The organism is Nostoc sp. DSM 114167, assembly GCF_052692655.1.
This window is the reverse complement of sequence record NZ_CP195116.1, coordinates 4,377,572-4,404,024: the sequence shown is the minus strand read 5'-3', so window position 1 is coordinate 4,404,024 and position 26,453 is coordinate 4,377,572. Positions and strand designations below refer to the sequence as shown.

22 protein-coding genes are annotated in these 26,453 nt (G+C 43.1%); 15 read left to right on the top strand and 7 right to left on the bottom strand.

Going from position 1 to position 26,453, the window contains the following annotated elements; translation table 11 throughout:
- Positions 1-342 precede the first annotated feature (342 nt).
- Together NSTC731_RS18855 and NSTC731_RS18850 are read right to left on the bottom strand one after the other, a co-directional pair.
- Positions 343-2,220: an N-acetylmuramoyl-L-alanine amidase gene (locus tag NSTC731_RS18855; RefSeq protein ID WP_445626283.1), complete on the bottom strand. Its 1,878-nt coding sequence runs from the start codon at positions 2,218-2,220 to the stop codon at positions 343-345.
- Positions 2,221-2,918: 698 nt separating this feature from the next.
- The gene (locus tag NSTC731_RS18850; protein ID WP_445626282.1) at positions 2,919-4,397 is read right to left on the bottom strand and encodes a cation:proton antiporter; all 1,479 of its coding nucleotides are present in this window, start codon (positions 4,395-4,397) and stop codon (positions 2,919-2,921) included.
- A gap of 325 nt (positions 4,398-4,722) precedes the next feature.
- Here NSTC731_RS18850 and NSTC731_RS18845 point away from each other — a divergent pair, with 325 nt between their 5' ends.
- On the top strand, positions 4,723-5,466 hold the full coding sequence (locus tag NSTC731_RS18845; RefSeq protein ID WP_445632125.1) for an SIMPL domain-containing protein: 744 nt from the start codon (positions 4,723-4,725) through the stop codon (positions 5,464-5,466).
- Positions 5,467-5,636: 170 nt separating this feature from the next.
- Here NSTC731_RS18845 and NSTC731_RS18840 read toward each other — a convergent pair whose 3' ends face one another.
- Positions 5,637-5,999 carry a single-stranded DNA-binding protein gene (locus tag NSTC731_RS18840; RefSeq protein WP_069071395.1) on the bottom strand — a complete coding sequence of 121 codons (363 nt, stop codon included), beginning with the start codon at positions 5,997-5,999 and terminating at the stop codon, positions 5,637-5,639.
- A 373-nt stretch (positions 6,000-6,372) separates the two neighbouring features.
- On the opposite strand from NSTC731_RS18840, the gene NSTC731_RS18835 reads away from it, so the two are divergent.
- The 4 genes from NSTC731_RS18835 (at position 6,373) to ribD (ending at position 10,480) form a co-directional block, all read left to right on the top strand.
- The gene (locus NSTC731_RS18835; RefSeq protein ID WP_445626281.1) at positions 6,373-7,380 is read left to right on the top strand and encodes a rod shape-determining protein; all 1,008 of its coding nucleotides are present in this window, start codon (positions 6,373-6,375) and stop codon (positions 7,378-7,380) included.
- A gap of 100 nt (positions 7,381-7,480) precedes the next feature.
- Positions 7,481-8,275 carry a rod shape-determining protein MreC gene (gene mreC, locus NSTC731_RS18830; protein ID WP_445626280.1) on the top strand — a complete coding sequence of 265 codons (795 nt, stop codon included), beginning with the start codon at positions 7,481-7,483 and terminating at the stop codon, positions 8,273-8,275.
- A 21-nt stretch (positions 8,276-8,296) separates the two neighbouring features.
- Positions 8,297-8,914, top strand: coding sequence for a rod shape-determining protein MreD (mreD, locus tag NSTC731_RS18825; RefSeq protein ID WP_322693628.1), 618 nt, complete (start codon positions 8,297-8,299; stop codon positions 8,912-8,914).
- 348 nt (positions 8,915-9,262) lie between these two features.
- The gene (gene ribD / locus NSTC731_RS18820; protein ID WP_445632124.1) at positions 9,263-10,480 is read left to right on the top strand and encodes a bifunctional diaminohydroxyphosphoribosylaminopyrimidine deaminase/5-amino-6-(5-phosphoribosylamino)uracil reductase RibD; all 1,218 of its coding nucleotides are present in this window, start codon (positions 9,263-9,265) and stop codon (positions 10,478-10,480) included.
- 130 nt (positions 10,481-10,610) lie between these two features.
- Here the strand turns inward: ribD and NSTC731_RS18815 are convergent, their stop codons facing one another.
- The 3 genes from NSTC731_RS18815 to NSTC731_RS18805 form a co-directional block, all read right to left on the bottom strand.
- Positions 10,611-10,829, bottom strand: a complete 219-nt coding sequence (locus tag NSTC731_RS18815; RefSeq protein ID WP_445626279.1) for a hypothetical protein — start codon at positions 10,827-10,829, stop codon at positions 10,611-10,613.
- Positions 10,830-11,196: 367 nt separating this feature from the next.
- Positions 11,197-13,011: a protein kinase domain-containing protein gene (locus tag NSTC731_RS18810; RefSeq protein ID WP_445626278.1), complete on the bottom strand. Its 1,815-nt coding sequence runs from the start codon at positions 13,009-13,011 to the stop codon at positions 11,197-11,199.
- Positions 13,012-13,281: 270 nt separating this feature from the next.
- A complete protein-coding gene (locus NSTC731_RS18805; RefSeq protein ID WP_445626277.1) occupies positions 13,282-14,331 on the bottom strand; it encodes a hypothetical protein in 1,050 nt (349 codons plus the stop codon).
- A 477-nt stretch (positions 14,332-14,808) separates the two neighbouring features.
- On the opposite strand from NSTC731_RS18805, the gene NSTC731_RS18800 reads away from it, so the two are divergent.
- The 8 genes from NSTC731_RS18800 (at position 14,809) to NSTC731_RS18765 (ending at position 24,462) form a co-directional block, all read left to right on the top strand.
- Positions 14,809-16,737 carry an alpha-amylase family glycosyl hydrolase gene (locus NSTC731_RS18800; protein WP_445626276.1) on the top strand — a complete coding sequence of 643 codons (1,929 nt, stop codon included), beginning with the start codon at positions 14,809-14,811 and terminating at the stop codon, positions 16,735-16,737.
- 268 nt (positions 16,738-17,005) lie between these two features.
- On the top strand, positions 17,006-17,440 hold the full coding sequence (locus NSTC731_RS18795) for a DUF29 domain-containing protein (RefSeq protein ID WP_445626275.1): 435 nt from the start codon (positions 17,006-17,008) through the stop codon (positions 17,438-17,440).
- Between the two features lie 369 nt (positions 17,441-17,809).
- Positions 17,810-19,384, top strand: coding sequence for a lysostaphin resistance A-like protein (locus NSTC731_RS18790; RefSeq protein ID WP_445626274.1), 1,575 nt, complete (start codon positions 17,810-17,812; stop codon positions 19,382-19,384).
- A gap of 512 nt (positions 19,385-19,896) precedes the next feature.
- A complete protein-coding gene (locus NSTC731_RS18785; protein WP_445626273.1) occupies positions 19,897-20,022 on the top strand; it encodes a hypothetical protein in 126 nt (41 codons plus the stop codon).
- A 144-nt stretch (positions 20,023-20,166) separates the two neighbouring features.
- Positions 20,167-20,442 carry a TM2 domain-containing protein gene (locus NSTC731_RS18780; protein ID WP_445626272.1) on the top strand — a complete coding sequence of 92 codons (276 nt, stop codon included), beginning with the start codon at positions 20,167-20,169 and terminating at the stop codon, positions 20,440-20,442.
- A gap of 313 nt (positions 20,443-20,755) precedes the next feature.
- Positions 20,756-20,947 (top strand): hypothetical protein, encoded by a 192-nt coding sequence (locus tag NSTC731_RS18775; protein WP_445626271.1) that lies wholly within the window; start codon positions 20,756-20,758, stop codon positions 20,945-20,947.
- Between the two features lie 214 nt (positions 20,948-21,161).
- Positions 21,162-23,777: a heavy metal translocating P-type ATPase gene (locus NSTC731_RS18770; protein WP_445626270.1), complete on the top strand. Its 2,616-nt coding sequence runs from the start codon at positions 21,162-21,164 to the stop codon at positions 23,775-23,777.
- 247 nt (positions 23,778-24,024) lie between these two features.
- Positions 24,025-24,462, top strand: a complete 438-nt coding sequence (locus tag NSTC731_RS18765) for an FHA domain-containing protein (protein WP_445626269.1) — start codon at positions 24,025-24,027, stop codon at positions 24,460-24,462.
- Between the two features lie 80 nt (positions 24,463-24,542).
- Here the strand turns inward: NSTC731_RS18765 and NSTC731_RS18760 are convergent, their stop codons facing one another.
- On the bottom strand, positions 24,543-24,890 hold the full coding sequence (locus NSTC731_RS18760) for a hypothetical protein (protein WP_322693640.1): 348 nt from the start codon (positions 24,888-24,890) through the stop codon (positions 24,543-24,545).
- 113 nt (positions 24,891-25,003) lie between these two features.
- Between NSTC731_RS18760 and NSTC731_RS18755 the strand changes: the two genes are divergently transcribed.
- Positions 25,004-25,363 carry a hypothetical protein gene (locus NSTC731_RS18755; protein ID WP_445626268.1) on the top strand — a complete coding sequence of 120 codons (360 nt, stop codon included), beginning with the start codon at positions 25,004-25,006 and terminating at the stop codon, positions 25,361-25,363.
- A gap of 169 nt (positions 25,364-25,532) precedes the next feature.
- Entirely contained in the window at positions 25,533-26,453 is a 921-nt protein-coding gene (gene thyD / locus NSTC731_RS18750) for a thylakoid membrane protein ThyD (protein WP_445626267.1), read from the top strand.

Here is a 26,453-nt window from a genome sequence, read left to right as displayed (position 1 = left end):
TAAATTTGACTGCCAATTTTAGATTTTAGATTCCCGATTTTAGTTTTCTGCCAGACTAGGGTCTTGCTACACTAACACCTGTTGTAAGTGATACAAATCCAAAATCTAAAATCCTTCGACTGAGCGTAGCCGTACCCTCCAAAGAAGCAAGCTAGGCGTAGCGTTCCGCAGAACAGTCTAAAATTCAAAATTTGTTGACTTGCAAAGTATCAAATGACAATAACAAAGAAGCTGCTCTTATTCCGCCGCAAGAATACTTAAATTGTTTTACTACTAAATTGGATAAAAATGGTAAAGATTAGATGTACTTACTCAACAATTTAAAAATTTAGACTAAATTACTTATCTTCTCTTTAGATACTGAAGAACGCCACGAGCGATCGCTTCTGCCATTTGATTTTGGTAAGCTGAAGTTCTGAGCCTAGCCATATCCTGTCGACCAGTCATATAACCTGTTTCCACGAGAATGGAAGGCATAGAACTTTTTCTGAGGACATAAAATCTGGCTCGCCGCACTCCCCTGTCTTTGATAGTACTAATACTTTGAAGAATACTACTACGGACAATACGAGCTAGATCCAGTCCGCTGTCGTAATAATAGACTTCCAAGCCATTAACATCGGGACGACTCGCACCTGCGGAATTAGCGTGGATGCTCACAAACACATCAGCATTAGCTCGCTCTGCTAATTGCACCCGTCCCGGAAGAGTAACAAAATAGTCAGAATCCCGCGTCAGAATCACTTGTACACCATGTTGCTGCAAAATCTCACCCAACCTTTTACCAATAGGCAAGATCACATCTTTTTCGCGCGCTCCCCCAATGCCAAGCGCTCCTGAGTCTTTACCACCATGTCCGGGGTCAATAATAACTACCACTCGCCCATTGGTAACTCGGCGTTGTGGTTGTATTAGGGGTCGAGGGTTTGGATTGTTTGGGTCTGGGAATGGCCCGCGGTTCGGTGGTGGTAGCCCAGGTAAAGCAAAGGGTGGTCTTCCGGGAAGGGTGACAACTCGCCGAGAACCTTGGATTGGTACCAAAAGCTGCTCGCCGATTTGCTGGGGTTGCCCAAGTTGCACTCCTCCTGCGGGTTGAACTAAAACAACCACTGTATTGGATGCTTGGGGTTGGAGACGTACCCGAAGAATGGGGCTATTGGGAGCAAAAGTAGGCCCGATAACTCTGGGAGCTAACTTAGCATTGGTAATTGTGACGCGGAAAATACCTAAGGATCTATCCCAGGTTCCCGTAGCAGATAAAGGTTGGTTGCCTCTAATTAGCAGTTGTTTGCCATTATCAGCAAGTTGCACAGACTCAATTGTTGCTGGCGAGTTATTGGTAGATGCTCTATTGGGAAAGGAAACGGCTTCTGACTGATTGTCCGAATTATTACTTCCAGGCAATCTGACAACTCGACTAGGTAGAACTATCAAACCACCATCGCTACTATTACTTGCTCGCCAATCTGGGCTATTTTTATCTACCCGCAATGTGAGGCGGACACTAGGAGGTTGGCTTTGCAATGAGGTGAATTCGACGCGGCTAATACCATATTTGTTAACGGGTATATTCCTCTGCTGCATCAGACGTGATGATAAAGATGCACCAGAAATATCAACGAAGATGGTAGCGCGATCGCGGCTACGAATTACCTGAATCGGAGGATTACCACCACTGGTACGAATGAACAACCCATCACCTGTTACCTGTAAGCTCTCAATTTGAGTTGCCCCTCGTGTAGTAGTAGCAACTCTTGAAATATTAGATTGACGTTCGGAGTCTGGGGTAACTACACTGTAAGCACTTCTAGGAGATGAAGCTACTTTTTCGACTTCTGGTTTCGGTAATTGCACCGTCCAGCGATCGCCAGTTGTACCAACAAATTTCACTCGTTTCGGATCTAAACTGTAACCAGGAGTCAATTCGACAACTATGCGTGTTGTATCTACATCAAACTGTCCAACACGAATTGAGCGAATTCCACCACCCACCTGTTGGGTTAACTGTGGACGACCAAATGTAGTTCCCGGCAAATCAATTACCAACCGAGTTGGGTTGAAAATTAGTTGTGCTTGGGGTTGAACTGCTCCCACAGTATTAATTTCCAGCCTGTTTTGATTGGCATCAAAGCGCCAAGATTCAAGTCTCGCGGCCATTGCTGGCGACGATAGCATGAAGATAGTTCCAATAGTGCTGGCTAGTAACCAATGTAATTTCACAGTCCTTTCTCCTAATTCACATTCATGGGAGCCGTCAATATCTCAACTCATTGGTAAATCATCATCACACTATCACCACCTAAACTTGACTTCTGAATCCCTTGTTTGATTTTTAAACTAGTATTTAGACACACTTAAAATCATCGATCGGGTTTCAAATTAAGTTTAAATCCCCATGCGAAACATTCCACCTTTACAGGTGGAAAACTCTGACTCCCAATAAGGCTACAAAACTGATAATTGATAGCTGTTTACTGATTAGTGTTTGTTCTTTGCTGCCATCGATGCACTGATTAAATAATTCCCATTACTGTCAAACGATCTAGCAAGATTTATGGGTGTTACTCCCCAATTATGTGGAAAATATTCATATAAAGGCTCACAAGCTAGGGGAGACTAGAAATTAAGTAACATTCTGAATGCTGGTAGAAATTATAAACAAATGATTATTCTACAATCACACGGGACGGAGATTTGAGGATAGAAGTTTCCACTGCACAATTGGAGGAGAGGAGCAGGGGAGCAGGGGGGCAAGGGAGCAGGGGGAGATGGGGGAGATGGGGGAGATGAGGGAGATGAGGGGACAAGGAGATAAACAAAACTCCTAACTCCTAACTCCTAACTCAGCACGGGCTAAACGCCCCGCTATCGCTAACAGCACTCCTAACGCCCAATGCCTCATTCCCCATTCCCAATAATTAACGATCGCCAGAATCTGGAGTTACTCCCAAATTGCTGCTGTCATTTGATGCTGGCACCCTCGATTGAGGTGGTTCAATTACCAACGAAGTCCCAGAGGAACTGTCTAAAATTAGTTGCTCTGAATTTCCGTCCACGGTTTTTGGATCTGGAAACACAAATCGTAACAATGGAGGAGCTAAAAAGGTTGTCAAGATAACCATCATAATAATTGCTGCCCCTAATGGTTTCGAGAGAGCGCCACTAGCAGCGCCGACACCAGCAAACACTAACCCAACCTCGCCTCTAGGAATCATCCCCACACCGATCGCTAAACGGTTGATTTCCGGTTGACCAAACACGCTTAAACCTGTGATTACTTTACCGAGAATGGCTACTGTAATCAGGAAAGTTGCCATAATTAGACCTTCACGATTGTCGGGAATTGCTGGGTTTAACACTCCCAAATCGGTTTTTGCGCCAACAGTCACAAAGAAAATTGGCACTAACATATCGGCAATGGGACAGACTTGCCTTTGCAGTTCTTTACGCTTATCTGTTTCTTCTAGAACTAAACCAGCTGCAAAAGCTCCTAAAATTGCTTCTAACTGGATGACAGCAGCCAGGTATGCCATAGCAAAAGCGAAGACGAATGCTGGGATTACTAGTCCACCACGTGTTTTGAGTTGATCGGCGATCGCTACAAAGGACTTATTGAAAACATTGCCTAGTAGGATTGCTCCCAAAATAAAACCAGTGGCGCTGATAATCAAATAAATGACTTTACTGACATCCACCACGCCGTCTTTAGCTAAACTGGCAACTACCGCTAAAACGATGATTCCTAGTACGTCATCAATTACAGCAGCACCCAAAATAATCTGCCCTTCTTTAGAATTGAGTCGCCCCAGTTCTGACAGCACTTTGGAAGTAATACCAATACTAGTAGCAGTCAAAGCCGCCCCTGCAAAAATTGCAGGTACAGCGCTAATACCAAACAAAGTCATCAGTCCCACAGTCCCAGCGGCAAAGGGTACTGCTACCCCCACGACTGCAACGACAGTGGCTTGGATACCAACTGCCATTAAATCTTTTAAATTCGACTCCAAGCCGATTTCAAACAGCAGAATAATCACACCCAATTCTGCCAGAACGGAAACGACCTCGGACTGGGCTGCAAACACCGCTGGAGCAGCTTCAGGCGTTAAACCAGCAGTGGTTTGAAGAAAGGACACAATCAAAGAATTAGAACTGTCTGTGCCGCCTTCTGGAAAGACTAAAAGATGGAAAACAGAGATGCCAACTACCACACCGCCAACGAGTTCGCCTAAAACAGGCGGCAAACCCACTTGGTTTGATAACTCTCCACCAACTTTGCTGGCGAGATAAATAACTACTAAGCTTAGTAGCACTGCTGCTACTACCATTGAACTGTCTGCGGCTTGTGTTGCGCTAGCCAGCAGAGGAAAAGAGAAGTTGATTGGTTCTAACAAATGCATTAGGTTCTCTGAAAATCCTTCTCTTTGATTCTGACGCGTTTCTGAAAAACATCCTATGGTGAAGCAATCCGAATTCAAAAGGAATACAGCGTAAACGTTTCATTTACCCTGTGCAGTACTAGTGTAATTTTTTTAGTTTCAAAAAATGTAACCATTTCCGCTTTTGACGATCGCAGTGTCAAAGTAAGAACATACAAATCGTATTTAGCGATCGCACTTAAGTTGTGAAAAACTTGTGGTGGCTGTTGGCTCTCAACGACCACCAGCAGATTGCTACATACCTTTATTTAAAACATCTGTGGATACTTTGAGGAGTGCAAATATGATGACTAGAGCCGCTTTACCCGGTTCTCAATTTCCGTCTGGAAACTTGTGGAAAATACTGCCTTTAGCAATTCTTGTATGTGCAACTTTTGCACTACCTGCATTCGCACAAGAAAAAGATAAATTGTGGCGAACCCTTAGTGTCAGTGGTCGCGGAGTGGAAACAATTCCGACAACTCTGGCACAAGTCAATTTAGGAGTGGAGATTCAAGGGAAAACAGCTCAAGAGGTACAGCAAGAAGCCGCTCAGAGGTCATCGGCGGTGGTTGCGTTTCTCAAGAGCAAAAATGTTGAAAAATTACAAACTACCGGTATTCGTCTCAATCCGGTTTACAGCTACACCAATAATGTGCAACGGATTACAGGCTATGCTGCCACTAACACTGTAAGTTTTAGTATTCCTGTTGAACAAGCTGGGACATTATTGGATGATGCAGTCAAAGCCGGTGCAACACAAATTAACGGCATTAGTTTTGTTGCGAATGATGAAGCGATCGCCGCGGCTCAAAAGCAAGCATTAAAAGAAGCTACTCAAGACGCGCGACAGCAAGCTGATGCCGTTTTTAGTGCTTTGGGTTTTAAATCCAAAGAAATAGTCAGCATTCAAGTTAATAATGCTAATACGCCTCCACCACCACCAATGTTTTTACGGGCTGAGGCTGCGAAATCAGCTGATGCTTCCACCCCGATTGTTGGTGGTGAACAGCAAGTAGAAGCATCGGTGACGTTGCAAATTAGTTATTAGTCATTTGTCATTTGTCATTTGTCATTTGTCATTTGTCATTAGTCCTTTGTCCTTTGTCATTTGTAAAGGCAAAGGACTAATAATCAATTCCCACTTGCCCTGAGCTTGTCCTGAGCGTAGTCGAAGGGCGGAGCCGTTCGCGTAGCGTCTCGCAGAGAAGGGATGCCCAATTAAAAATGTTCTGAAGACATATCTCCTGTACCGCCTTCTCCATCACGCTTAGAGCCTAATAAATCTAGTTGGTCTACTCTAATAATTGGTGTAGAACGGTTTGCTCCTGTTTGGCGATCGCTCCATGTGTCAAACTTTAAGGAACCTTTGATGCCGATTAAGCTTCCCTTACGCACATAATTACCTGCTACCTCAGCCGTCTTATCCCATAACTCCAGCGTGAACCAGTCAGGTTCATCGCTGTTGCGCGATCGCCTTTTTACCGCGAGTGTCAATCTACACTTCACACTACCAGACTCAAAATACTTTATATCAGGGTCGCCACCTACACGACCCACAAGGGTGACAATATTAATACTCATGTGCGTTACCTTTCAGTACAAACGTACTTAGCAATTTCGACTTTCATCATAGCGAATTGTGAAAGACTTGAAAATAATGTGTTAAACAGTTAACAATATAATTGACTTGAAAATTTATACACATTATTTGGAGAAACACATAAAAATATACGGATATACTAATCTAACCAGAGAATATCAAAAAGTACGCGGCTTGAGACATACTAAATATTTCTGGGAATCATATAAAAATATTGTCTAATTTACTCAACTTAGGATACAAACATAATCGAATCAAGCACGATTAACTCTTACCGTTGTAGTCAAGAAGTATCGCACATAGGGGGCTTACAGACGCGTGGGTATTTTTAGGAACTTTCGCACTTCATGGGATATGGGTATCGACCTTGGTACTGCAAACACCCTGGTTTATGTATCTGGTAAAGGTATTGTACTACAAGAACCTTCTGTAGTTGCTATCGATGTCAACGAAAAGGTGGCACTAGCAGTAGGAGAAGAAGCCAAAAAAATGCTCGGTCGCACGCCGGGGAATGTGATTGCTCTGCGTCCTTTGCGGGATGGTGTAATCGCTGACTTTGATATCGCCGAGCTGATGCTCAAAAGCTTTATTCAGCGTGTAAATGAAGGTAAATCTCTAATCCTACCCCGGATTGTCATTGGTATTCCCAGTGGTGTCACAGGAGTAGAAAGACGAGCGGTGATGGATGCAGCTCACCAAGCAGGAGCCAGAAAAGTCTATTTAATCGATGAACCTGTAGCTGCGGCCATTGGTGCAGGACTACCTGTTGCTGAAGCAACTGGCAACATGATCATCGATATTGGTGGTGGGACAACAGAAGTTGCAGTGCTGAGTCTTCAAGGTACGGTAATCAGCGAATCAGTACGCATTGCTGGAGATGAACTGACTGATGCGATCGTTCAGTATATTAAGAAAGTTCATAATTTAGTCATTGGCGAACGTACTGCCGAGGAAATCAAGATTCGGATGGGTTCTGCCTATCCAACTAATGATGATAATGACACGATGATGGAAGTTCGAGGCTTACACCTACTTTCTGGTCTACCGCGAACTGTGACAATCAAAGGGCCGGAAATCCGTGAAAGTATGATGGAACCGCTATCAGTAATTATCGAAGCTGTGAAGCGGACACTAGAACGCACACCGCCAGAACTGGCGGCAGACATTATTGACAGAGGTATTATGTTAGCTGGTGGCGGTGCTTTGCTCAAAGGCATAGATACCCTCGTTAGTCATGAAACAGGGATTATTACCCATATTGCTGCCGATCCTTTGAGCTGTGTTGTGCTGGGAACAGGTCGTGTGTTAGAAAACTTTAAACAGTTGGAACGAGTTGTTATCGAAAGCTCTCGCAATATGTAACAAAAAAATATCAGACTTGAGTTCTATTTAAGTTCTATTTGGGTTCTATATACATAGAATCCAAGTAGAACTTAATTTATATAAGTACATACAGGTATATATGGTGACAATACGGCGTTGGTGGGATCGTAAAGGGTTGCAAATTGGGTTATTAGCTTTAGTAGTTGGTAGTGCTTGGATATTGCGACAGACTCAAGGTGAACTAGTGCTTGAGACATACCAGGCAATTACGCGTCCATTAGAGATGTTGCAGTCAGGGCCAACTCCAGAAGAACGTCTTAGAGATGCCCGGATAATGGAATTGCAAACCCGTATAGTAGATTTGGAAAGTCAAAAGACAAAGTTACAAGATTTATTAGGCTATGTGGAAAAAGAGCCGCTGGCATCGCGACCAATTCCAGCACGGGTGGTAGGACGTAGTGCTGACCAGTGGTGGCAACAAGTAACGCTGAATCGCGGTGCAAATGCGGGGATTCAGGAAGGCTTCGTAGTCAAGGCAGAAGGCGGATTAGTGGGTTTGGTGGAGAGTGTAACTCCCAATACTAGCCGCGTGTTGTTAATCAGTGACCTCAAGAGTCAAGTGGGTGTATCGGTTAGCCGCACAGCAGCTAAAGGCGTTTTACGAGGAGATTCTTCTGCTGAAGCTGTATTGGAGTTTTATGAAAAAGTTCCAAATGTCAAAGTAGGAGATTTAGTTTCCACATCTACTTATAGTCAGAAATTTCCCTCCGGTTTGGCAGTAGGACGAATTAAGTCGCTGGATTTAAAGAAACTCCCAGCATCAGTGGCAAAAATTGAGCTTTTTCCGCCAATCCGCTCTCTCGATTGGGTAGCTGTTTATCCCAAACCAGAAAACCAAGAGTCGGCAAATCACGTGCCGCAAAAGTCTAAGTAAATTCTTTGAAAAAATAGAAAAATGAAGATTCCTGCATTTGGTGGTAGCAGGCAGAAAAAGCCAAAATCGTCACAGCAAAAATCGAAATTCCGAATTCAGCCGCTTGCTCGTTGGCATCCGGGTATACGTCAGTTGTTTGGTTGGATAGTGACGGCTAGTTCTGTACTGTTATGTTTGCTATTATTACCAACCCGATTCCCAGGTATGGAATTGTTGGGAATTGGCCCTAACTGGTTATTAATTTGGGTGGTAGCTTGGAGTGTGAAGCGCACGGTGTTTGCCGGAGCATTAGCTGGTATAGTTCTGGGGCTACTTCAAGATTCGATGACATCACCTAGCCCGACTCATGCCATCAGTTTAGGGATAGTCGGGGCTTTAACTGGTCTGCTCCAGAAACAGCGTTTTATCGAAGAAGATTTTATTTCGATTGCTGTAATTGTCTTTGTTTTAGCAGTTTTGGCAGAAACTATCTTTGGGTTGCAATTAACTTTGCTGGGCAATGAGCGTAAGGTGACAGATATTTGGACATATTATCAGCGCGTCGCTCTGGCCTCTGCCATTCTGAGTAGTCTGTGGGCGCCTGTCGTCTATTATCCGTTGAATCTTTGGTGGCAGCGGATGAAATTATTGGAGCAATAGTAAAGTTAGAAGCGCGATTAACCCTTGTCTGTACAAAAACTAGGAGTAGAGACAAGGGTTAACCCTTGTCTGTACAAGAGTTAGGAGTTAAGAAGGGTTATAGGTGAGAGTCAAGAAAATTATCTTTTGTACCCTGTAACCTAAATCTTTATGGAATTTGGGCAACCTCTGGCAATATGGATTCAAGCTACAGTGAACTGTAAGTGTGAATATTACAGACTCATGTAAGTTGAGACAGCCAATAATAGCGCCTAGATATTACTGTTTAATTATCAGGAGCAAAGCGCGATTCTCTTGTGGAGAGGCTGCGCGATCGCGTGCAGAATATTTACAGTGTTGCCTAAAATTATGGATAATTCCCCAGTGGTCGCTCAAGCAGATGCATCCTTACCAAATTTCACTCAGGAAAATACATCAATAGTGGAGTCAGCAGCTGGCTCGAATTCACCACCGAAGCCAAAGGTAGGAACTGACTTTGACTCTCGCATGATGCTGCGGTGTTTAGAACTTGCCCGTCGCGCTTTAGGGCGGACTTCGCCAAATCCGCTAGTGGGAGCGGTGATTGTCAAGGATGGCGAAATTGTAGGCGAAGGATTTCATCCTCGCGCAGGTGAGCCTCATGCAGAAGTGTTTGCCTTGAGGGAAGCAGGCGATCGCGCGCGTGGTGCAACAATCTATGTGTCACTCGAACCTTGCAATCACTACGGACGTACTCCCCCTTGTTCGGAAGGATTGATTGAAGCAGGGGTGGCAAAAGTAGTAGTGGGTATGGTTGACCCCAATCCACTGGTGGCTGGAGGTGGCATCGCCCGTTTACGAGCGGCAGGAATTGAAGTATTGGTTGGAGTAGAAGAGGAAGCCTGTCGTCAGCTAAATGAAGCTTTTGTGCATCGCATTCTCTATAAGCGACCTTTGGGAATTTTAAAATATGCCATGACTTTAGATGGCAAAATTGCTACTACCTCTGGTCATAGCGCTTGGGTAACAAGTCAAGAAGCCCGCAGTGAAGTACATCTAGTGCGGGCGGCTTGTGATGCCATAATTGTCGGCGGTAATACAGTCCGACAAGATAATCCTTACTTAACCAGCCATCAGGTGGGGGCACATAATCCCCTACGAGTGGTGATGAGTCGCCATCTTAACTTACCGGCCAGTGCCCATCTGTGGCAAACCGCGGATGCTCCAACTTTGGTGTTGACACAGAAGGGTGCTAACCCCGATTTTCAAGACCTGTTGCTCAACCAGGGTGTGGAGGTGGTGGAATTAGCATCGCTGACACCGGATAAGGCAATGGCGTACTTATATGAACGAGGTTTTTGTAGCGTGCTGTGGGAATGTGGTGGCACTTTAGCTGCTAGTGCGATCGCTCAAGGAGCAGTGCAAAAAGTTTTGGCATTTATTGCCCCAAAGATCATTGGTGGTAGTATTGCTCCCACACCAGTGGGCGATTTAGGTTTTACTACCATGACTGAGGCGTTGTCTTTAGAACGTGTTCGTTGGCGTGTAGTAGGCTCTGACTGCTTAGTAGAAGGTTATTTTTCCCCAAAAGCTAATAGTCAACAGTAATAACGCTTGACGAGCGATCTATTTATCTTGATTTTGCGTTGGCGTAGCTCGCACTTCGACACCTTTCGGCTTCGCGGTAGTTGAGCGCAGTCGAAACTCAAGGCAAGAAGCTCAGTGACCGCCGTAGGCATCATGAACATTGGCGTTCATGGGCAAGATCGCGTATGAGGGCTAGCCGAGATTGAATGTAGTGGCTAAGAAAATCAGTTTCGTTAGAATCTAACAACACTTGCGTTTCGGTTTGTTTTACTAACCACTGTACCAAGCTAGCATCATCCAGTTGTAAGAGGAGCTTGGCTTGGGCGGTTTCAACCACTGACCAAAGCTGACGTATGATTTTAGGAGTCATCAGACCTCGATTGAATAATTTAGCTTTGCTGTCTTCAGATTACACAATTCCGATCGCAATTTACGACATGAATGTAGAAGCTGAGACAAGTATTATTAAAAACTTAATAATGGTATTTATAACTTTATGAAGATTAAGAATTGAAAATCGGAAATAGGGAATGGGAAAAACAGATTTTTAGGGATTTAGTTGCAAAATCTAGAAAACAAATGCACCAATTCTAAAAATTGGCTTTTTGTGTTTGGGAAGACTGAAATTATCTCGATCGTACCTGAATAAAGTTAGTTTTTGAATCACTATGTTGAATACTAAGTCTGTCTTGGAGGATACAAAAATCTAACTTTTGAGAACAGTGTTTGCCAGAAAGTTAACACTGTTTGGCTGTAGATGGATTTACAAAATCATGTAAATCTGCATCCCAAATGCTGATGTAAATAAAATCACATTGTTGGCGGATAATTTGACCCTTGACTGAGCCATTTTTAAAACTAAAATTATCAGATTGGCGCTGTTGTACCTGTTTGAGTCCCTGCTTAATTTCTTCAGTGGCTTGCCCTGCTAACATTCCATTTAAGGTAGTCTCCATTACTTGTGGGTCTACCGATTGAGCAAAAGATACCTCAGTTTGACGTAGCGTTTTAGAATTACGATCGAATAAGTAGCCAAGGTCAATTTTGTTTGGCACTAGTTTGTAAACGACAGCACGAGTCTTGCCCCATGCGCCTCTTAAATCTTGATTTGGCTTGCCGAGGGTAGCTTCTACGTCACTTCTTGATGTACCTGTAGGAAATGCGGGAACGCTTTGGCTATTGGTAGCTAATTTACTAGGCGAGCGATCGCTGTTTTGTGGTGTGGAACGAACTTCTGGTTTGGGAATTGCGCTTTCCTTATCCTTTGGTTCTGGCTGTGGTGTGGATACTGCTATCGGTGCTGGAGTATCTAAAGTGACAGGCTCTTTGTCTGGCTGTGGTATGGGTACAACTGGAGAATTAGAGGTTGGTGGCCGTTGTGGTGGTGAGCTAGGAATAACTGGAACTGGAGACGTTTGAGAAGAAACGGGCGGTTCGGTAGATGCAGAAGTTGGAAAAGATTCTGGCGATGGCGTGGGATTTGTGCTAATGGTTGTTTCTGGTTGTTGCTGACGAATGATGCTAGGAATTGCTACTGCACCAATCAAGCCGCCTATCAACAAACTACCAACAATCACAGCAGGTTTTTGCCAGTTTCTAGGATTGGAAGACCCTGGAATCGTAGAATTATTTTGTGGAGAATATAATGGCTGAGTTTGCCGAGTCGATGCGGTGGGAGAAAAACTAACTGTAGAAGTATTTGCAGCTAACTCAGGAGGTATATTACTACCAGATTGCAAGGCATATAGCATTTTACTGGCAGTGCTGTAGCGATCGCCAGCATGAGGTTTAATTGCCTGATTAAGTACCGCGGCCAATTGAGAAGACACCTTAGGGGCGTGCTGCTGCCAAAGTATTTCCCCAGTTTTTAGATCGGTTACTAATTCTTGCGGGTGTTTGCCAGTCAGCAGATAAATTGCCGTTAAACCTAAACTGTAGATATCAGTGGCATAAACTGGGCGGCCAACGGCTTGTTCGCTAGGCATATATCCCGGCGTACCAATGACAAGCGATCGCGTGGGGTATCCTGGAGAATTCACCACTGAACGGATTGTTTCCTTGACTGCACCAAAATCAATCAAAACTGGCGCGTTATCAACAGAACGCAGAATAATGTTATCTGGCTTGATATCCCGGTGAATAATGCCTTTACTGTGAACATAATCTAAAACTGAAAGCAGACTCAAAAGAATTTGCCGAACAGCAGTTTCACTCTCAAATCCTTTGGCTTCGACAATTTTTGTCAGGGTTTGACCGTGAATCCATTCTTGGACGAGATAAAATTGTCCATTCTCAGAAAAGTAGGCGTAGAGTTTGGGAATTTGGTAACTACTTTCACCCAAATACTCCAAGGTTGCGGCTTCCCGTTCAAACCGTTGTTGGATAAGTTGGTAGGTTTGCGGGTCATTATTGGTTATCGGTTTTAGTTGCTTGATTACACAGCGGCGGCGAGAAGGCATGTGGACATCTTCTGCTAGAAAGGTTTCGCCAAACCCACCAGCGCCGATTACCTGGATAACTTGATAGCGATTGTTCAGCAGGGTTATTGTCATGAAAAATTATAAGCGTAGACACCCAGTGCAAAGCCGGAGACTTCTTGTCTTCTCCAAACTTGTCGTCAGACATTGCCCTTTCCAAATGTACATCACATAAGCGAAGCTAGGGCGAATATACTCTGGTGAAATTAAATATGCGTTATCCAGAATTCTTGTAGAAGAGACGTAGTACTGCTACGTCTCTCCATTCTGATGTCTAATGCCAGCCGATGCATTGATATCGCAGAATCCTGCCAAATTTACTTCGCTACTTTATGAAATACTCTACTAAGTGAACTCTATAGTCTCAACAAACTCTAAAATACTTTCTTTGATGTCTTCAGCCTCTTCTTCAAGAGAATCGGGAGTTTCACCATTAATAAAACTGTGCTGACTACTAACTATATACAAAAATTCACCACTGATAAAGGTGAGCAAACCCCGGTACGCATCTAATCTGATTGCAGTTCCATTATTTTCTTGCTTAGAAATTGTGGAACCTTTGGGCATATCAATTAACACGTAGTAAGCGCCTCGCAAAGTATTTTCCAGATATTCGGTATATTCCACAGAAGCATCTGGTACATTGGCAAAAATCGCTTGGGGTACATACTTGTCTACTAAAATTGTTTGTAAATATTCTTCTTGACCAACAGACTCCAATTCCTCTAACTGTTCTAGGGGGAAAGGATAATAATCGATTCTCAGTAAAGTACCGATGTCATCAGAAAAGCCAACTACTCCTTCTTGGCTTTGAATTCTACCACCCTGCTGCGGATCGACCGGAATCGGTACGGTAAAATTACCTAAAGGAGATTGATATGTCTGTTCGCTAAAATCTTCGATGACTACTGTCTCATCTTCATCGTCTGCATATTCTTCATCTTCTGCTTCTTTAAAAGCTGCAATTACTTCCTTGATGATTTCCTCTGCTTCTTCATCTTCCAGTTCTAAGGCTGCTTGTAGCTTTTTCAGGTAGATTTGTTTCGATTTGGGGATGGCGAGGTCATCGTCTAAAAGCACTATTACCCCAGCGGCAAAACCATCTAGCACTAATTCATCTGAGAGAGATAGTTTGGCGGCATTAAACAAAGGCCCAATTCCCTCTTCTTCGGCAATGGAGATGAGTCTATCAACTATTTCTGCAATATCATCTTCTGAGTATTCCTCGAAAACCTCGAATTCCCAGAGGATACCCGCCAAGCTTTCTGCATCTACCTCTTCAATAAATGAATCAGCGATCGCAGTCACAGTTGCGATCGCCGCCACCGCTTCCTCTGGACTTAGTGATTCCTCTGATGTCTTTGGTGAATTAAAAACCTTGTCATATTTAGTCATAATTGCTACCTAAATTAATTCCTTGATAGTAATAACAGATTGAAAGTGACAATGGTCAGTTTACCAATGGAGCGAATCTTCTAGAGAAAAAGTTGGCTGATAGTGGTCGAGTCAGTATTACTCAGGTGTAACTAAACCTTATTGACAACTAATCTCCAAGGAGTTGAGGTGTTCTAAAATCTTTTCTCGAATATACACCTAAGTACGAGATAAACTCAGTATTTACTACAGGTTAGTTTAATTAAATCTTGTAAATTTTTGTAACCCAGCAATTATCTTTAATAACCGCTATATTCTTTTATTTTTATCCTCTAGCAAATGAATTATATCTACCGATAGAATTATAAACTAGCTAGCGATAGATACTTACACCGTAGGCAGGATGTCACAATACCGAAGTTTGTAGCGACACACAATACTCGAAACGTTGTACTGTTGGTTCTGCAAGTGTGAATTAGATGAAATTTTGAGTTTTTTATGGTACAAACCCCACCATCTCAGTTTTCACCGGATCAATATAAAGTAGATCCTGCAAAGGAAAATGTAGAAGCTCTTATACAAGAACCGCAGTTAGATATTGAGATTGCTCTAGAGTTCCTTTACACCAGAGATATTGAATTTCGTCAGGAAACAATTTATTTTCTCGTAGTCGATCGCTTTTATGATGGCGATCCAGATAACAGCGAAGGTGCAAACTCAGAACTGTACGATCCAACTAGACAAGATTGGGGTAAGTACTGGGGTGGCGATTTGCAAGGTGTCATCGATAAATTAGATTATCTCAAAAATATGGGAGTTACCGCTCTTTGGTTAACTCCCCTGTTCGAGCAGGTTGAAGAATTATTTGTTGGCAATGCAGCGATACATGGTTATTGGACAAAAGACTTTAAACGGCTTAATCCTCGATTCATTGCGGAGGGAGAGAACCCTTCTTTAAACGCCACTCAAGAAGAAAAAAATACAACCTTCGATCGGTTAATTACAGAAATGCACAAGCGCAATATGAAGCTAGTGCTAGATATTGTCTGCAACCATAGTACACCTGATACTAGCGGTAGTAAAGGTGAATTGTATGATGATGGTGTCAAAATTGCTGATTTCAATAATGATGTCAATAATTGGTATCACCACTATGGCGAAGTGCAAAATTGGGAAGACGATTGGCAAGTACAAAACTGCGAACTAGCTGGTCTAGCAACCTTTAATGAAAATAATACTGAATATCGGCAGTATATTAAGTCAGCAATTAAACAATGGCTAGACCGGGGTGTGGATGCACTGCGGGTGGATACTGTCAAGCACATGCCGATTTGGTTTTGGCAAGAATTCACTGGCGAGATGACCAATCACAAACCAGATGTATTTATTTTTGGTGAATGGATTTATAGTAATCCCAGTGACGATCGCTCAGTGGAATTTGCCAATCACTCAGGCATGACACTTCTAGACTTTGGGTTGTGCGTGGCAATTCGAGCTGCACTAGGGCAAGGTTCAGAAAACGGATTCCAAACAATTCAATATATTTTCGATCAGGATTATCGCTACAAGGGGGCAACAGAGCTAATTACTTTCATTGATAACCATGATATGTGCCGTTTCCAATCGCTGAATCCCGATCCAGCGATGCTGAAGGTGGCGATCGCCTTAATTATGACCTGTCGCGGCATTCCCTGCATTTACTACGGCACAGAACAATATCTGCATAACGATACTGATGGCGGTAACGACCCATATAACCGCCCAATGATGGAAAATTGGGATACTGAGAGTGAGATTTATCGTTGCATCAGGCTGCTGTCTGGCTTACGACGATTGAATCCAGCCGTTTCAATGGGTAGCCACTGGCAAAAATACTTAACAGCTGATGTTTACTGCTATGTACGCCGCTATCGTGACTCTGTGTGTTTTGTCGCTTTAAATCGGGGAGGAGAAGTTACTTTACCAGAAGTAGAAACAGAATTGCCCGATGGCGAACATACCTGCGTGGTGACTCGCAACAAGTATGAAGTGAAAGATGGCAAGATTTATGACCTAGTACTAGAAGAACGGGGAGTGATTGTTTTCAGCCACGTTGGCGAACGGATAAAAGGACAAACAATTGTCCGCGTCCAACTCAATGGTGTGGAGACCAAACCTGGTGAAATCATTGTGGTGACAGGAGATTGCCCAGAGTTAGGTAACTGGGATATTGGCAAAGCCTATCCCTTAGAGTACATCAACACCAATACTTGGTTTGCTGAAATTCCCTTTAATGAGAGTGCCGGAAATCTCATAGCTTATAAATATGCCATGTGGCGGGAAGGGCGATCGCCTCTACGCGAAAATCTCGTAAATCGCCGCTGGGTGATTGCAAAAGAAGGTACTGTCAAATGGCGTGACACTTGGGCATCGGGAAGAGAATCGTAGAAATATGCAATGAGGTAGAGTGAAGGATTAAAATTTTGATTCTTCACTCTTCATTATTTTTGAATTTTGAGTACTAAAAAATACACAACTTGAAATTAATCAAAGGAGTAATTGCTAGATTCCTTTTGGAGGATTAAATAGGACAGCATAAATAATTAAAGGTTTGTAGTCAGCGCTTTCGCCCTACTTTGTTTGTAAAATGTCTAGTAAAGCACTGCATTGAGCAAAAATAGGCAAAATGCTGCTGAAAACAAAGGGGTGACTGTTGATGAGTAAAACTACACTCTACAATCAGGACTTTCTGGTGTGGACGCAGCAACAAGCTGAGTGTCTGAAGAAAGGACGCTGGGCTGAATTAGATGTTGAACATTTGGTAGAGGAATTAGAGGCTTTGGGTCGGAGTGAACAAAAGGAAGTTGGAAGTTATTTACAAGTGCTTTTAATGCACTTACTCAAATGCCAATATCAATCACGAAAAACTAAAAGTTGGGTTAACACAATCTCAAACTGCCGAAACCAAATTCAAGATTGCTTGGAAGATACTCCCAGCTTGCAGCGCCTTCTAGAAGACTGGGAGTGGATACAGAAATATTATCGCCGCGCTCGTAGAGACGCAGTAAATGAGACTCAAAAGCCAATAGAAACTTTTCCCCTTGAGTGTCCTTTCACTATGGAACAACTTCTCGATTCTGAATTCCTCTAAGTACAATTTTGCCAAAAAGCGTAGCGTTTTTAATGCAGGGGGATGCAATAACATTGTATCGGGATGCAATGGCATTGTAAGGGCACGCATTAACATTGTATCGGGATGCAATGGCATTCTAGAGGCACGCATTAACATTGTATCGGGATGCAATGGCATTGTAGGGGCACGCATTGACATTGTATCGGGATGCAATGGCATTGTAGGAGCACGCATTAACTGTATATTTAACATCGTGGGTGCATAGGCGAGCATTTACCGCAGGCATCGCAAACTTATAATATTGATGATATCTATCCACCTCTGACTTTTTATTGCGATAATTCCCAAGGGGGACGCGCTCTCCACTGGTTAGTCAAAGGGGGATAGATGACACTCAAGCGGTTGGTTTTATTTTTTGTGATGACGCCGATAGCAGTTCTGTTGGCAGTTTCGGCTTTATTCGGTAGTTGGCAAGAACCTCAATTTCAAAGTCGTTTGGAACTATACCAAACAAATATTGCTTTACAAGCTCAAGCTTGGCAATCAGAAGATAGCGGTGATGACAAACTCCAGGCGATTCGGGAAGCAATACTTGGCGAACAACCCCTAGAAAGCGCTACAAAGCAGTATCAGGAGGCGCGTCAATCAGTTCAAGCTAATTTAGACAAAGTTAACAATAAACTTGCACAATTACGCTCTCAAGCGGAAATAACTCCCACACCTCCGAAACCTCTACCGGACGCTCCTCCCACTATTAAAACTTCTAAACAGGGACAGCAACAGTTACAGCAGTCTTTTGAGCAATTACAAAAATTACTGGCTGAATTAGACCTGCGCTTGGGAATCTTACAAGCACAGCAGGGACAGACGGATACAGCCTTCAAGACTTGGAGCGAATTACAACAACGCTCAGATATTAATCCAGGGTTTGGGGAAACCGCCGCTGTATTGACTGGACTGTGGAGCAATCCTCCGCGTATCCTCCCAAATGCTCAAGAACCAATTCAAAAGAATTTAGAAGGTTGGTTTCGCTCTACTGCTTTGGTTAAGTTATACCAACTCCAGCAACGACAAGATGCGTTATCAGCAGTAAAAGCCGCACAACAAGAATCTTCTGCTCAAGCAGTGATTAAATTGGCAGTTATTGGCACTATTCCCACCTTGGCAGCTTTAATTGGTCTAATACTGCTGATTTTATTATTTGCTCAACGCTTGTTGAAAGGAAAAGCCTCGTTATTAGCTCAAAATGCTGATATCCCTTGGTCAACGCCTTGGGGTGGTGAAACGGTTTTGCAGGTTTTTATCATTGGCTTTTTCTTTATGGGGCAAATTTTTGTGCCCTTAGTAATATCGGTGCTACCCATTCCGCGTCCCATTGTGGATGTGCGACTTCAGGCATTTTCTGTGTTGGTTAGTTACTTCTTGGTAGCATTAGGTGCGCTGTTAGTACTGTATTTCTCTCTCAAACGCTTTTTTCCACTACCTGAATTCTGGTTTCGCTTCCGTTTTCAAGATAACTGGTTTTTGTGGGGACTGGGAGGTTATTGCACGGCTTTACCAGTAGTTGTGGTGGTATCTTTGATTAATCAGCAGCTATGGCAAGGACAGGGTGGGAGTAATCCTCTGTTGCAATTAGCCCTGGAAAGCCAAGATGGTATCGCACTTGGTATATTTTTCTCCACAGCGGCGATCGCAGCTCCATTTTTTGAAGAAATCCTATTTCGCGGTTTTTTGTTACCCTCTCTAACTCGTTACTTACCCGTGTGGGGATCGATTCTGATCAGTAGTTTGTTGTTTGCGATCGCTCATCTCAGCTTATCGGAAATTCTCCCCCTGACCGCATTGGGCATTGTGTTGGGAGTAGTCTACACGCGATCGCGCAATCTCCTCGCTCCTATGCTTCTCCACAGCCTTTGGAATAGTGGTACACTGTTAAGTCTGTTTATTTTGGGAAGCAATTAATACAAGTATAGTACTGTTGCCAAAAACAAAAATATCTGATTTTATCTCCATAGATAGAGACAATTTACTAGTAATAATTGGTTACAAGCATAAATACTAGCTGAAAACCCAATTAGGATAATGGCAAAAGCAAATTAAAGAATGCTATTAACATAGACAACAAACTATCTAGTTAAGCATTTATTCTGATTCAGGTAGATTTTAGCCATTTTTCGAGATGTTAATTGTCTTCTTGAACCATTTTTAGCTGTCATAAATTGGAATGCAATTCCGGTTTGCGCTTATGGAAGTGGGGATCGGTAACTAAAAAGCGGTTAGTAAAGATATGGAAGATGCCTTTTGCGCTTCTAGATTCCCACTAGCCACGTAATTGTCTTGCCATTGGTGCGATGGTATTTCACATTCGCTGGAAGCATCGCAAAAGAATCCGGAAATAATACTGATGGACTTGTAAAAAGTGGTGTATGTAGCAGCTTTTGCTGATTATTTAAGATTGATTCTGCTCAAGATAAATGTCTGAGCGAAAAATCTGCAAAACTGCTGCACCAGGGTTTGCGATCGTCAAATCCAGCAAAAGTCATCAAGGAGCGCCAGTTCGGCCTATAGCGCAAGACATCTTGGCGTCTCCTCTGGAATAGAAGCACGTTGATTTTAATTATTCATCTTGAGACTTACTCAGACTGAAAAAATTAAAAATCTATTTATTAAGCAAGTAAATGTATTTGCTTCCATTACAATAAAGACTTTATTTTTATACTCACTTATCAAGGAGCAGCACTTATATGGCAAATCTTAACCCCAGTCACCCTACCAAACAACTTCTAGCTGGTTACTGTGGCATTATTCTGGGAGCGTTTGGGGTTCATAAGTTTATTCTAGGATACGCTTCGGAAGGCTTTATCATGTTAGTGATTTCTGTCGTTGGGGGTTCTTTTACCTACGGCGTTGCTTTGTTAGTTATGCAACTTGTAGGTTTAATTGAAGGCATGATCTACTTAAATAAATCCCCTGAAGGATTTGTAAATACCTATTTTGAAAATAAGCAGGGCTGGTTCTAAGTAGGTGGACACAATTATTTAGAAGACGCATTTCGACTTCGCTCAATGCTCGGTAAGCTTATTCATTGAGGGTTGAGCGCAGTCGAAACCCGGCGAGAGCGAGTTAGGTTTAATTTAGTCCTTCTACTTAGTGCAAGAATAGCTTTCTTACTGGAAGCAAATGTTAACACACGTTTCCAAGCTGAGAATTGCAGCAAAAGCGCAGGGATAAAGGTTAGCAACTAAAGAAACATCCTTTTTCCCTTTCGCTTCACCTTTTACCTTTAATAAAAGTTATACAGCACTTTTACCTTCTATATTTATTTTTATTAATATGCTCAATTTCAAACCTAAACAGCTTAACTGGGCAATGTTCTTCTTGTTAGGCTTAGGATATTTCAGCGTTATATCTCATTTAGAAATCAACTATTTCTTCAAAAACCTGATTGCGATCGCGCCAATACAGGTGGCAGCAATTATTTATATCACTTATAGACGTTGGAAATGTCAACCCCCTGTAGGGTAATTTCAAATTTCAAATTCAGAACCCTACAGAAAAATCTGATAACTTGGAACGTTGAATTAAAATGCAGCGATAGTCTTGATGCTCAACGAAGTACGATAAATTAATAATTTTAATATGGTTGACATTGAGTCATAGTTCCATATTTAGCCTACGCTCGAATTAGAGACGCTTTTAGTCAGGCGTTGAATTTCTGTAGCGAATCTAAACACAAGCCATGCAACTTGTCCCGAAAACTAAGCCAGCCCTAGAACCTGACCCAATCCTAGAGAAGATTATTTTAGATGTTGGGGGTATGAAGTGTGCTGGGTGTGTGAACGCAGTAGAGCGACAGCTGACCCAACATCCAGGAGTCAAGAGTGCCTGTGTGAACCTGGCCACAGAGGTAGCAGTTGTAGAGTCAGAAGTTGGTGCAATAGATGCAGATGCACTGGCACAGCGATTAACAGCCGTTGGATTCCCGACTCAACCCCGAAAAGCTAATGGCACAGTAGCAGGCGAAATATCAACCTTACCAGATCCAGCAGAACGACAACGTCGAGAAATGCGTTCTTCTCTATGGCAGTTAGCGATCGCAGCGCTGTTGCTGATATTGTCGGGAAGTGGACATTTTGGTAATCTTGGTAGCTCAGTGCTACCAGTGCTAAATAATATTTGGTTTCACTGTGGACTAGCAACAGTGGCGCTGTTAATTCCCGGTCGCCCGATTTTAGTAGATGGCTGGCTGGGCTGGCGACGAAATGCGCCTAACATGAACACCCTAGTAGGATTGGGAACGCTGACAGCCTACATTGCTAGTTTAGTAGCACTGCTTTTTCCCCAATTAGGTTGGGAGTGCTTCTTTGACGAGCCAGTAATGATGCTGGGCTTTATTCTCTTAGGAAGGACATTAGAGCAACAAGCTAGAGGTCGTGCGGCGGCTGCATTTAGGAAATTGCTAGCACTCCAGCCACTCTTAGCGCGATTGATAGCCAATCCAGAGAAAGCCGGAATGGGTTCTTCTAGTGTTGAAATTCCTGCTGAACAGGTGCGTGTCGGTGAATGCTTACAAGTGCTGCCAGGTGATAAAATCCCCGTTGATGGTGAAGTGGTGGTTGGTCAAACAACGGTTGATGAATCAATGCTAACCGGGGAAGCAGTGCCAATAATCAAAAAACCAGGAGATATGGTGACAGGGGGAACACTAAACCAGTCAGGAGCGATCGCTATTCGGGCAACCCGGATTGGAAGTGATACAACTCTAGCTCGAATTGTCGCCTTAGTAGAAGCCGCCCAAACTCGGAAAGCACCAGTACAGAAATTAGCAGATACAGTAGCTGGTTATTTTACCTACGGAGTACTAACAGCATCTGTTTTAACATTTTTCTTTTGGTATTTTTTCGGTACTCACATCTGGGCTAATATCACCATGTCTGGTGGTATGGAAATGATGAGCCACGCTACACATGAAGCCCACCACGGGCTAAACGCCCCGCTACCGCTAACAGCACTCAGCACTCAGCACTCATCACTCCTAATCAGTTTAAAACTAGCGATCGCAGTTATGGTAGTCGCTTGTCCCTGTGCCTTGGGACTTGCCACACCAACAGCCATTCTGGTTGGAACTGCTATGGGCGCAGAAAGAGGTTTGTTAATCAAAGGTGGCGATGTTTTAGAAAAAATACACCAGTTAAACACCGTAGTATTTGATAAAACTGGCACTCTTACCACAGGTAATCCCATAGTTACAGATTGTCTGCTAATTGAGGAAATGGGGAATGGTGAGTGGGGAATAAAGAGTAGTCAACCTCACTCACAACTCCCGTTCGGCTACGCTCACGGCAAGCCTACTCCCGTTCGGCTACGCTCACGGCAAGCCTACTCCCTAATCCAACTAGCAGCCGCCGTAGAAAGCGGTACTTACCATCCCCTAGCAAAAGCGATTCAACAAGAAGCACAACGGCAACAGTTATCTATTCCAGAGGCTGTAGACTTTCACACGGAACCAGGGCTAGGGGTATCTGCTGCGATCGAGGGCACAGTTGTATTGTTGGGTAACTGGGAATGGTTAAGTTGGCACGGCATTGCCATTAACGAAACCGCACAACAGTTAGCACAGGATTTGGCAACAGATGGTAAAACAGTCGTTTGTGTAGCAATTGGCGGAACTTTCGCCGGACTAATTGGTGTTTCTGATACCCTTAGATCGGATGCTCGATCCACTGTAGACAAATTGCATCAGATGGGCTTACGGGTAATGTTGCTCAGTGGCGATCGTCTAGAAGCAGCTAGCGCCATAGCTAAACAACTAGGATTAGATAGCGCTGATGTAATCGCAGGTGTTCCCCCAGCTAAAAAAGCAGCGGCAATACAGTCTCTTCAGTTAGAAGGGACAAGGGGACAAGGAGGACAAGGAGACAAGGGGGCAAAGAAAACTCCTAACTTCTCACTCCGTACAGACGCGATTAATCGCGTCTCTACACACTCAATAATTGCAATGGTAGGAGATGGCATCAACGATGCTCCAGCTTTATCCCAAGCTGATGTCGGAATTGCTTTACACTCCGGGACAGATGTGGCGATGGAAACTGCTGAAATTATTTTAATGCGCGATCGCCTAAACGATGTCGTCGAATCTATTCAGCTTAGTCGCGCCACATTCAACAAAATCCGCCAAAATTTATTCTGGGCTTTTGCATATAATACACTTGGCATTCCTTTAGCAGCAGGTGTTTTATTTCCTAGTCTGGGTTTTGTGCTTAATCCATCTGGTGCTGCTGCATTAATGGCTTTTAGTTCTGTTAGCGTCGTCACCAACTCAATATTATTACGGCGATTCGCTCATCGCGTGTAGAATACTCCTTTACACGTCCAATTTGCCACCACAAATCTTGGTTATCAAAACAGAATTCAGAAGTCAGTCGTCAGATTAAGACACTTACCAAAGCTATCATAGCTACTGGAGTAGAACGGCCATGTTCTACTCTTTCAAGGTATTATGCAATTTTAAAGCTTATTTAGATTAGCACCACAAACTTTTGGTGCGCAAAAATGGCAAGATACGATACTAAACAAAGTTTAATCAATTACAGTTCCACGATTTGTCAATGGCAGCAGAAACCAATGAAAACCATCTACTAATTATTGAAGACGATCAAGGTCGCAAAGAATTTTCTCTGGAGCACCCTGTCTACTCTATTGGTAGAGACCGCGAATGTAATATCCGTTTGATGTCGCAGTTTGTCTCCCGCCGCCATGCCACATTAGTGAGATTGCCACGAGAGCATAATAGTCATAGCTACTATTACCGGATTGTAGATGGCGATGCCAAAGGTAAGCCTAGTTCCAATGGTTTGATGATTAATGGACGCAAGATACCAGCCCACGATCTCAAAAATGAAGACGAGATCGTTTTTGGGCCTCAAGTACGTGCCATTTATTACCTTTTAAGAAACACTCAGCGTTTAGGACAAACGGATTCGAGCGAGTACGACATTACACTGATAAACCCCGGTATGGCCGAGGATTTAGAGGACTAGGAGAGTGAATTATAATTACCAATCACAGTCTGGTACTCCCACGGTTTGAGTCCGTGGAAGTATCAATTCAATCACCAAAACTATCCTGCAATACTTTCAATCAAATGCCAATGGCGGCTACTTTCAATAGCTTGCTTGATTAACTCAAACATTTGTCGGCAGTAATTATCTAGGTGAATTGGTAGTTCTTCATTTTTAATCACAATACTCATCCGGGTTTCTGTTTCAGTAGATTTTGATTTGTCAATCAGTACTTCTACTGTTATTAATTTAGGAAAAGGAACATTTCCAGGAACCTCACGACCGATAATATATTCGGCTGTGTGATACTGAATATCCAACTGACAGTCCTGTAGAAGTTCTACAAGTAACGGCACCAGATGGTCACTAGGAACAGAAATAATAAATGAACAGGTATAGCGAGCCATAATAGCCCCAAGCCTTGCAACACTCCGTCCATCCTATAATACCGAAGTATCTAAATATAAAGTCATTAAAAAATCAAAGTTTTTGAGAGTAGGTATTACCGGATATACAGTCAGTGAGGAAGCAGGGGGCAGGGGGCAGGGGGCAGGGGGCAGAGGAGCAGAGGAGCAGGGGAAAAGTTCCAAGCTACGTCTGCAAGTATCAAAGGCTGATTAAAGGAGTTCAAAGCCTCATTAATGAGTATCAAAGCCTCATTAAAGGAGTTCAAAGGCTGATTAAAGGAGTTCAAAGCCTCATTAATGAGTATCAAAGCCTCATTAAAGGAGTTCAAAGGCTGATTAAAGGAGTTCAAAGCCTCATTAATGAGTATCAAAGTCTCATTAAAGGAGTTCAAAGGCTGATTAATGAGTATCAAAGCCTCATTAATGAGTATCAAAAGCTCATTAAAGGAGTTCAAAGCCTCATTAATGTATAGTGACACTAACATTGCATTCTAAAACATATCTCCTCTGCTCCCCTGCTCCTCGGTCACTGAGCGTAGCCGAAGTGCTCCTCTGCTCCTCTGCTCCTCTGCCTCCTGCCTTCTTTGGTAAGCTGAAAGTTCGATCGAAAACTTTACAATAAAGGTTTGGCTGAGGTAGAAAATGAAAGTCGCAATTACCGGAGCAACAGGATTTGTCGGTAGTCGTTTGGTACAACGATTACACAAAGAAGGTCATAAGATAGTAGCATTAACTCGGAATACCACTTTTGCTCAAAAGGTTTTTCCATCTGAGGCTTTTCCTAATGTAGAAATTGTTGCCCATACACCAAATGCATCTGGTTCTTGGCAAAGTGTCATTGCTAGTTGTGATAGCGTAGTTAATTTGGCAGGAGAACCTATTGGTGAAGGACGCTGGACACCAGAACGGAAACAAGAAATTTTCAATAGCCGAAAGTTAGGTACACAAAAAATAGTTGAAGCAATAGCCAACGCTAATCCTAAACCATCAGTGTTAATTAACGCTTCAGCTATTGGCTACTACGGCACCAGTGAAACGGCTACCTTTGATGAAACCAGTCCATCTGGTAACGATTTTCTTGCCCAAGTCTGCCAAGCCTGGGAAGCTGAAGCGAGAAAAGTAAAAGATGCTGGTGTGCGACTGGTAATTCTGCGTTTTGGGATTGTCTTGGGTAATGGTGGTGCTTTAGGTAAAATGATTCCGCCTTTCAAACTCTTTGCTGGCGGGCCTATTGGCAGTGGTCGGCAGTGGTTCTCATGGATTCACGTAGACGATTTAGTTAACCTGATTTTGCAAGCTTTAACTAAACCGGAAATAGAAGGTGTATATAATGCCACTGCCCCTAACCCAGTTAGGATGGCAGATTTAAGCCAAACTTTGGGACAAGTGATGAATCGCCCTTCTTGGTTGCCTGTTCCTGCTTTTGCGATTGAAGCTCTTTTAGGAGACGGGGCAATAGTAGTTTTAGAAGGTCAACAAGTTATCCCAAAACGCACTGTGCAAACAGGCTTTGAGTACAAATATCCTAATTTGCAATCGGCATTAACACAAATTCTTAATTAA

Coding starts and splice junctions, on each gene's coding strand:
- NSTC731_RS18850 (WP_445626282.1), bottom strand. CDS start 4,397: ATGCATTTGTTAGAACCAATCAACTTCTCTTTTCCTCTGCTGGCTAGC.
- NSTC731_RS18845 (WP_445632125.1), top strand. CDS start 4,723: ATGACTAGAGCCGCTTTACCCGGTTCTCAATTTCCGTCTGGAAACTTG.
- NSTC731_RS18840 (WP_069071395.1), bottom strand. CDS start 5,999: ATGAGTATTAATATTGTCACCCTTGTGGGTCGTGTAGGTGGCGACCCT.
- NSTC731_RS18835 (WP_445626281.1), top strand. CDS start 6,373: ATGGGTATCGACCTTGGTACTGCAAACACCCTGGTTTATGTATCTGGT.
- mreC (WP_445626280.1), top strand. CDS start 7,481: ATGGTGACAATACGGCGTTGGTGGGATCGTAAAGGGTTGCAAATTGGG.
- mreD (WP_322693628.1), top strand. CDS start 8,297: ATGAAGATTCCTGCATTTGGTGGTAGCAGGCAGAAAAAGCCAAAATCG.
- ribD (WP_445632124.1), top strand. CDS start 9,263: ATGGATAATTCCCCAGTGGTCGCTCAAGCAGATGCATCCTTACCAAAT.
- NSTC731_RS18815 (WP_445626279.1), bottom strand. CDS start 10,829: ATGACTCCTAAAATCATACGTCAGCTTTGGTCAGTGGTTGAAACCGCC.
- NSTC731_RS18810 (WP_445626278.1), bottom strand. CDS start 13,011: ATGACAATAACCCTGCTGAACAATCGCTATCAAGTTATCCAGGTAATC.
- NSTC731_RS18805 (WP_445626277.1), bottom strand. CDS start 14,331: ATGACTAAATATGACAAGGTTTTTAATTCACCAAAGACATCAGAGGAA.
- NSTC731_RS18800 (WP_445626276.1), top strand. CDS start 14,809: ATGGTACAAACCCCACCATCTCAGTTTTCACCGGATCAATATAAAGTA.
- NSTC731_RS18795 (WP_445626275.1), top strand. CDS start 17,006: ATGAGTAAAACTACACTCTACAATCAGGACTTTCTGGTGTGGACGCAG.
- NSTC731_RS18790 (WP_445626274.1), top strand. CDS start 17,810: ATGACACTCAAGCGGTTGGTTTTATTTTTTGTGATGACGCCGATAGCA.
- NSTC731_RS18785 (WP_445626273.1), top strand. CDS start 19,897: ATGTCTGAGCGAAAAATCTGCAAAACTGCTGCACCAGGGTTTGCGATC.
- NSTC731_RS18780 (WP_445626272.1), top strand. CDS start 20,167: ATGGCAAATCTTAACCCCAGTCACCCTACCAAACAACTTCTAGCTGGT.
- NSTC731_RS18775 (WP_445626271.1), top strand. CDS start 20,756: ATGCTCAATTTCAAACCTAAACAGCTTAACTGGGCAATGTTCTTCTTG.
- NSTC731_RS18770 (WP_445626270.1), top strand. CDS start 21,162: ATGCAACTTGTCCCGAAAACTAAGCCAGCCCTAGAACCTGACCCAATC.
- NSTC731_RS18760 (WP_322693640.1), bottom strand. CDS start 24,890: ATGGCTCGCTATACCTGTTCATTTATTATTTCTGTTCCTAGTGACCAT.
- thyD (WP_445626267.1), top strand. CDS start 25,533: ATGAAAGTCGCAATTACCGGAGCAACAGGATTTGTCGGTAGTCGTTTG.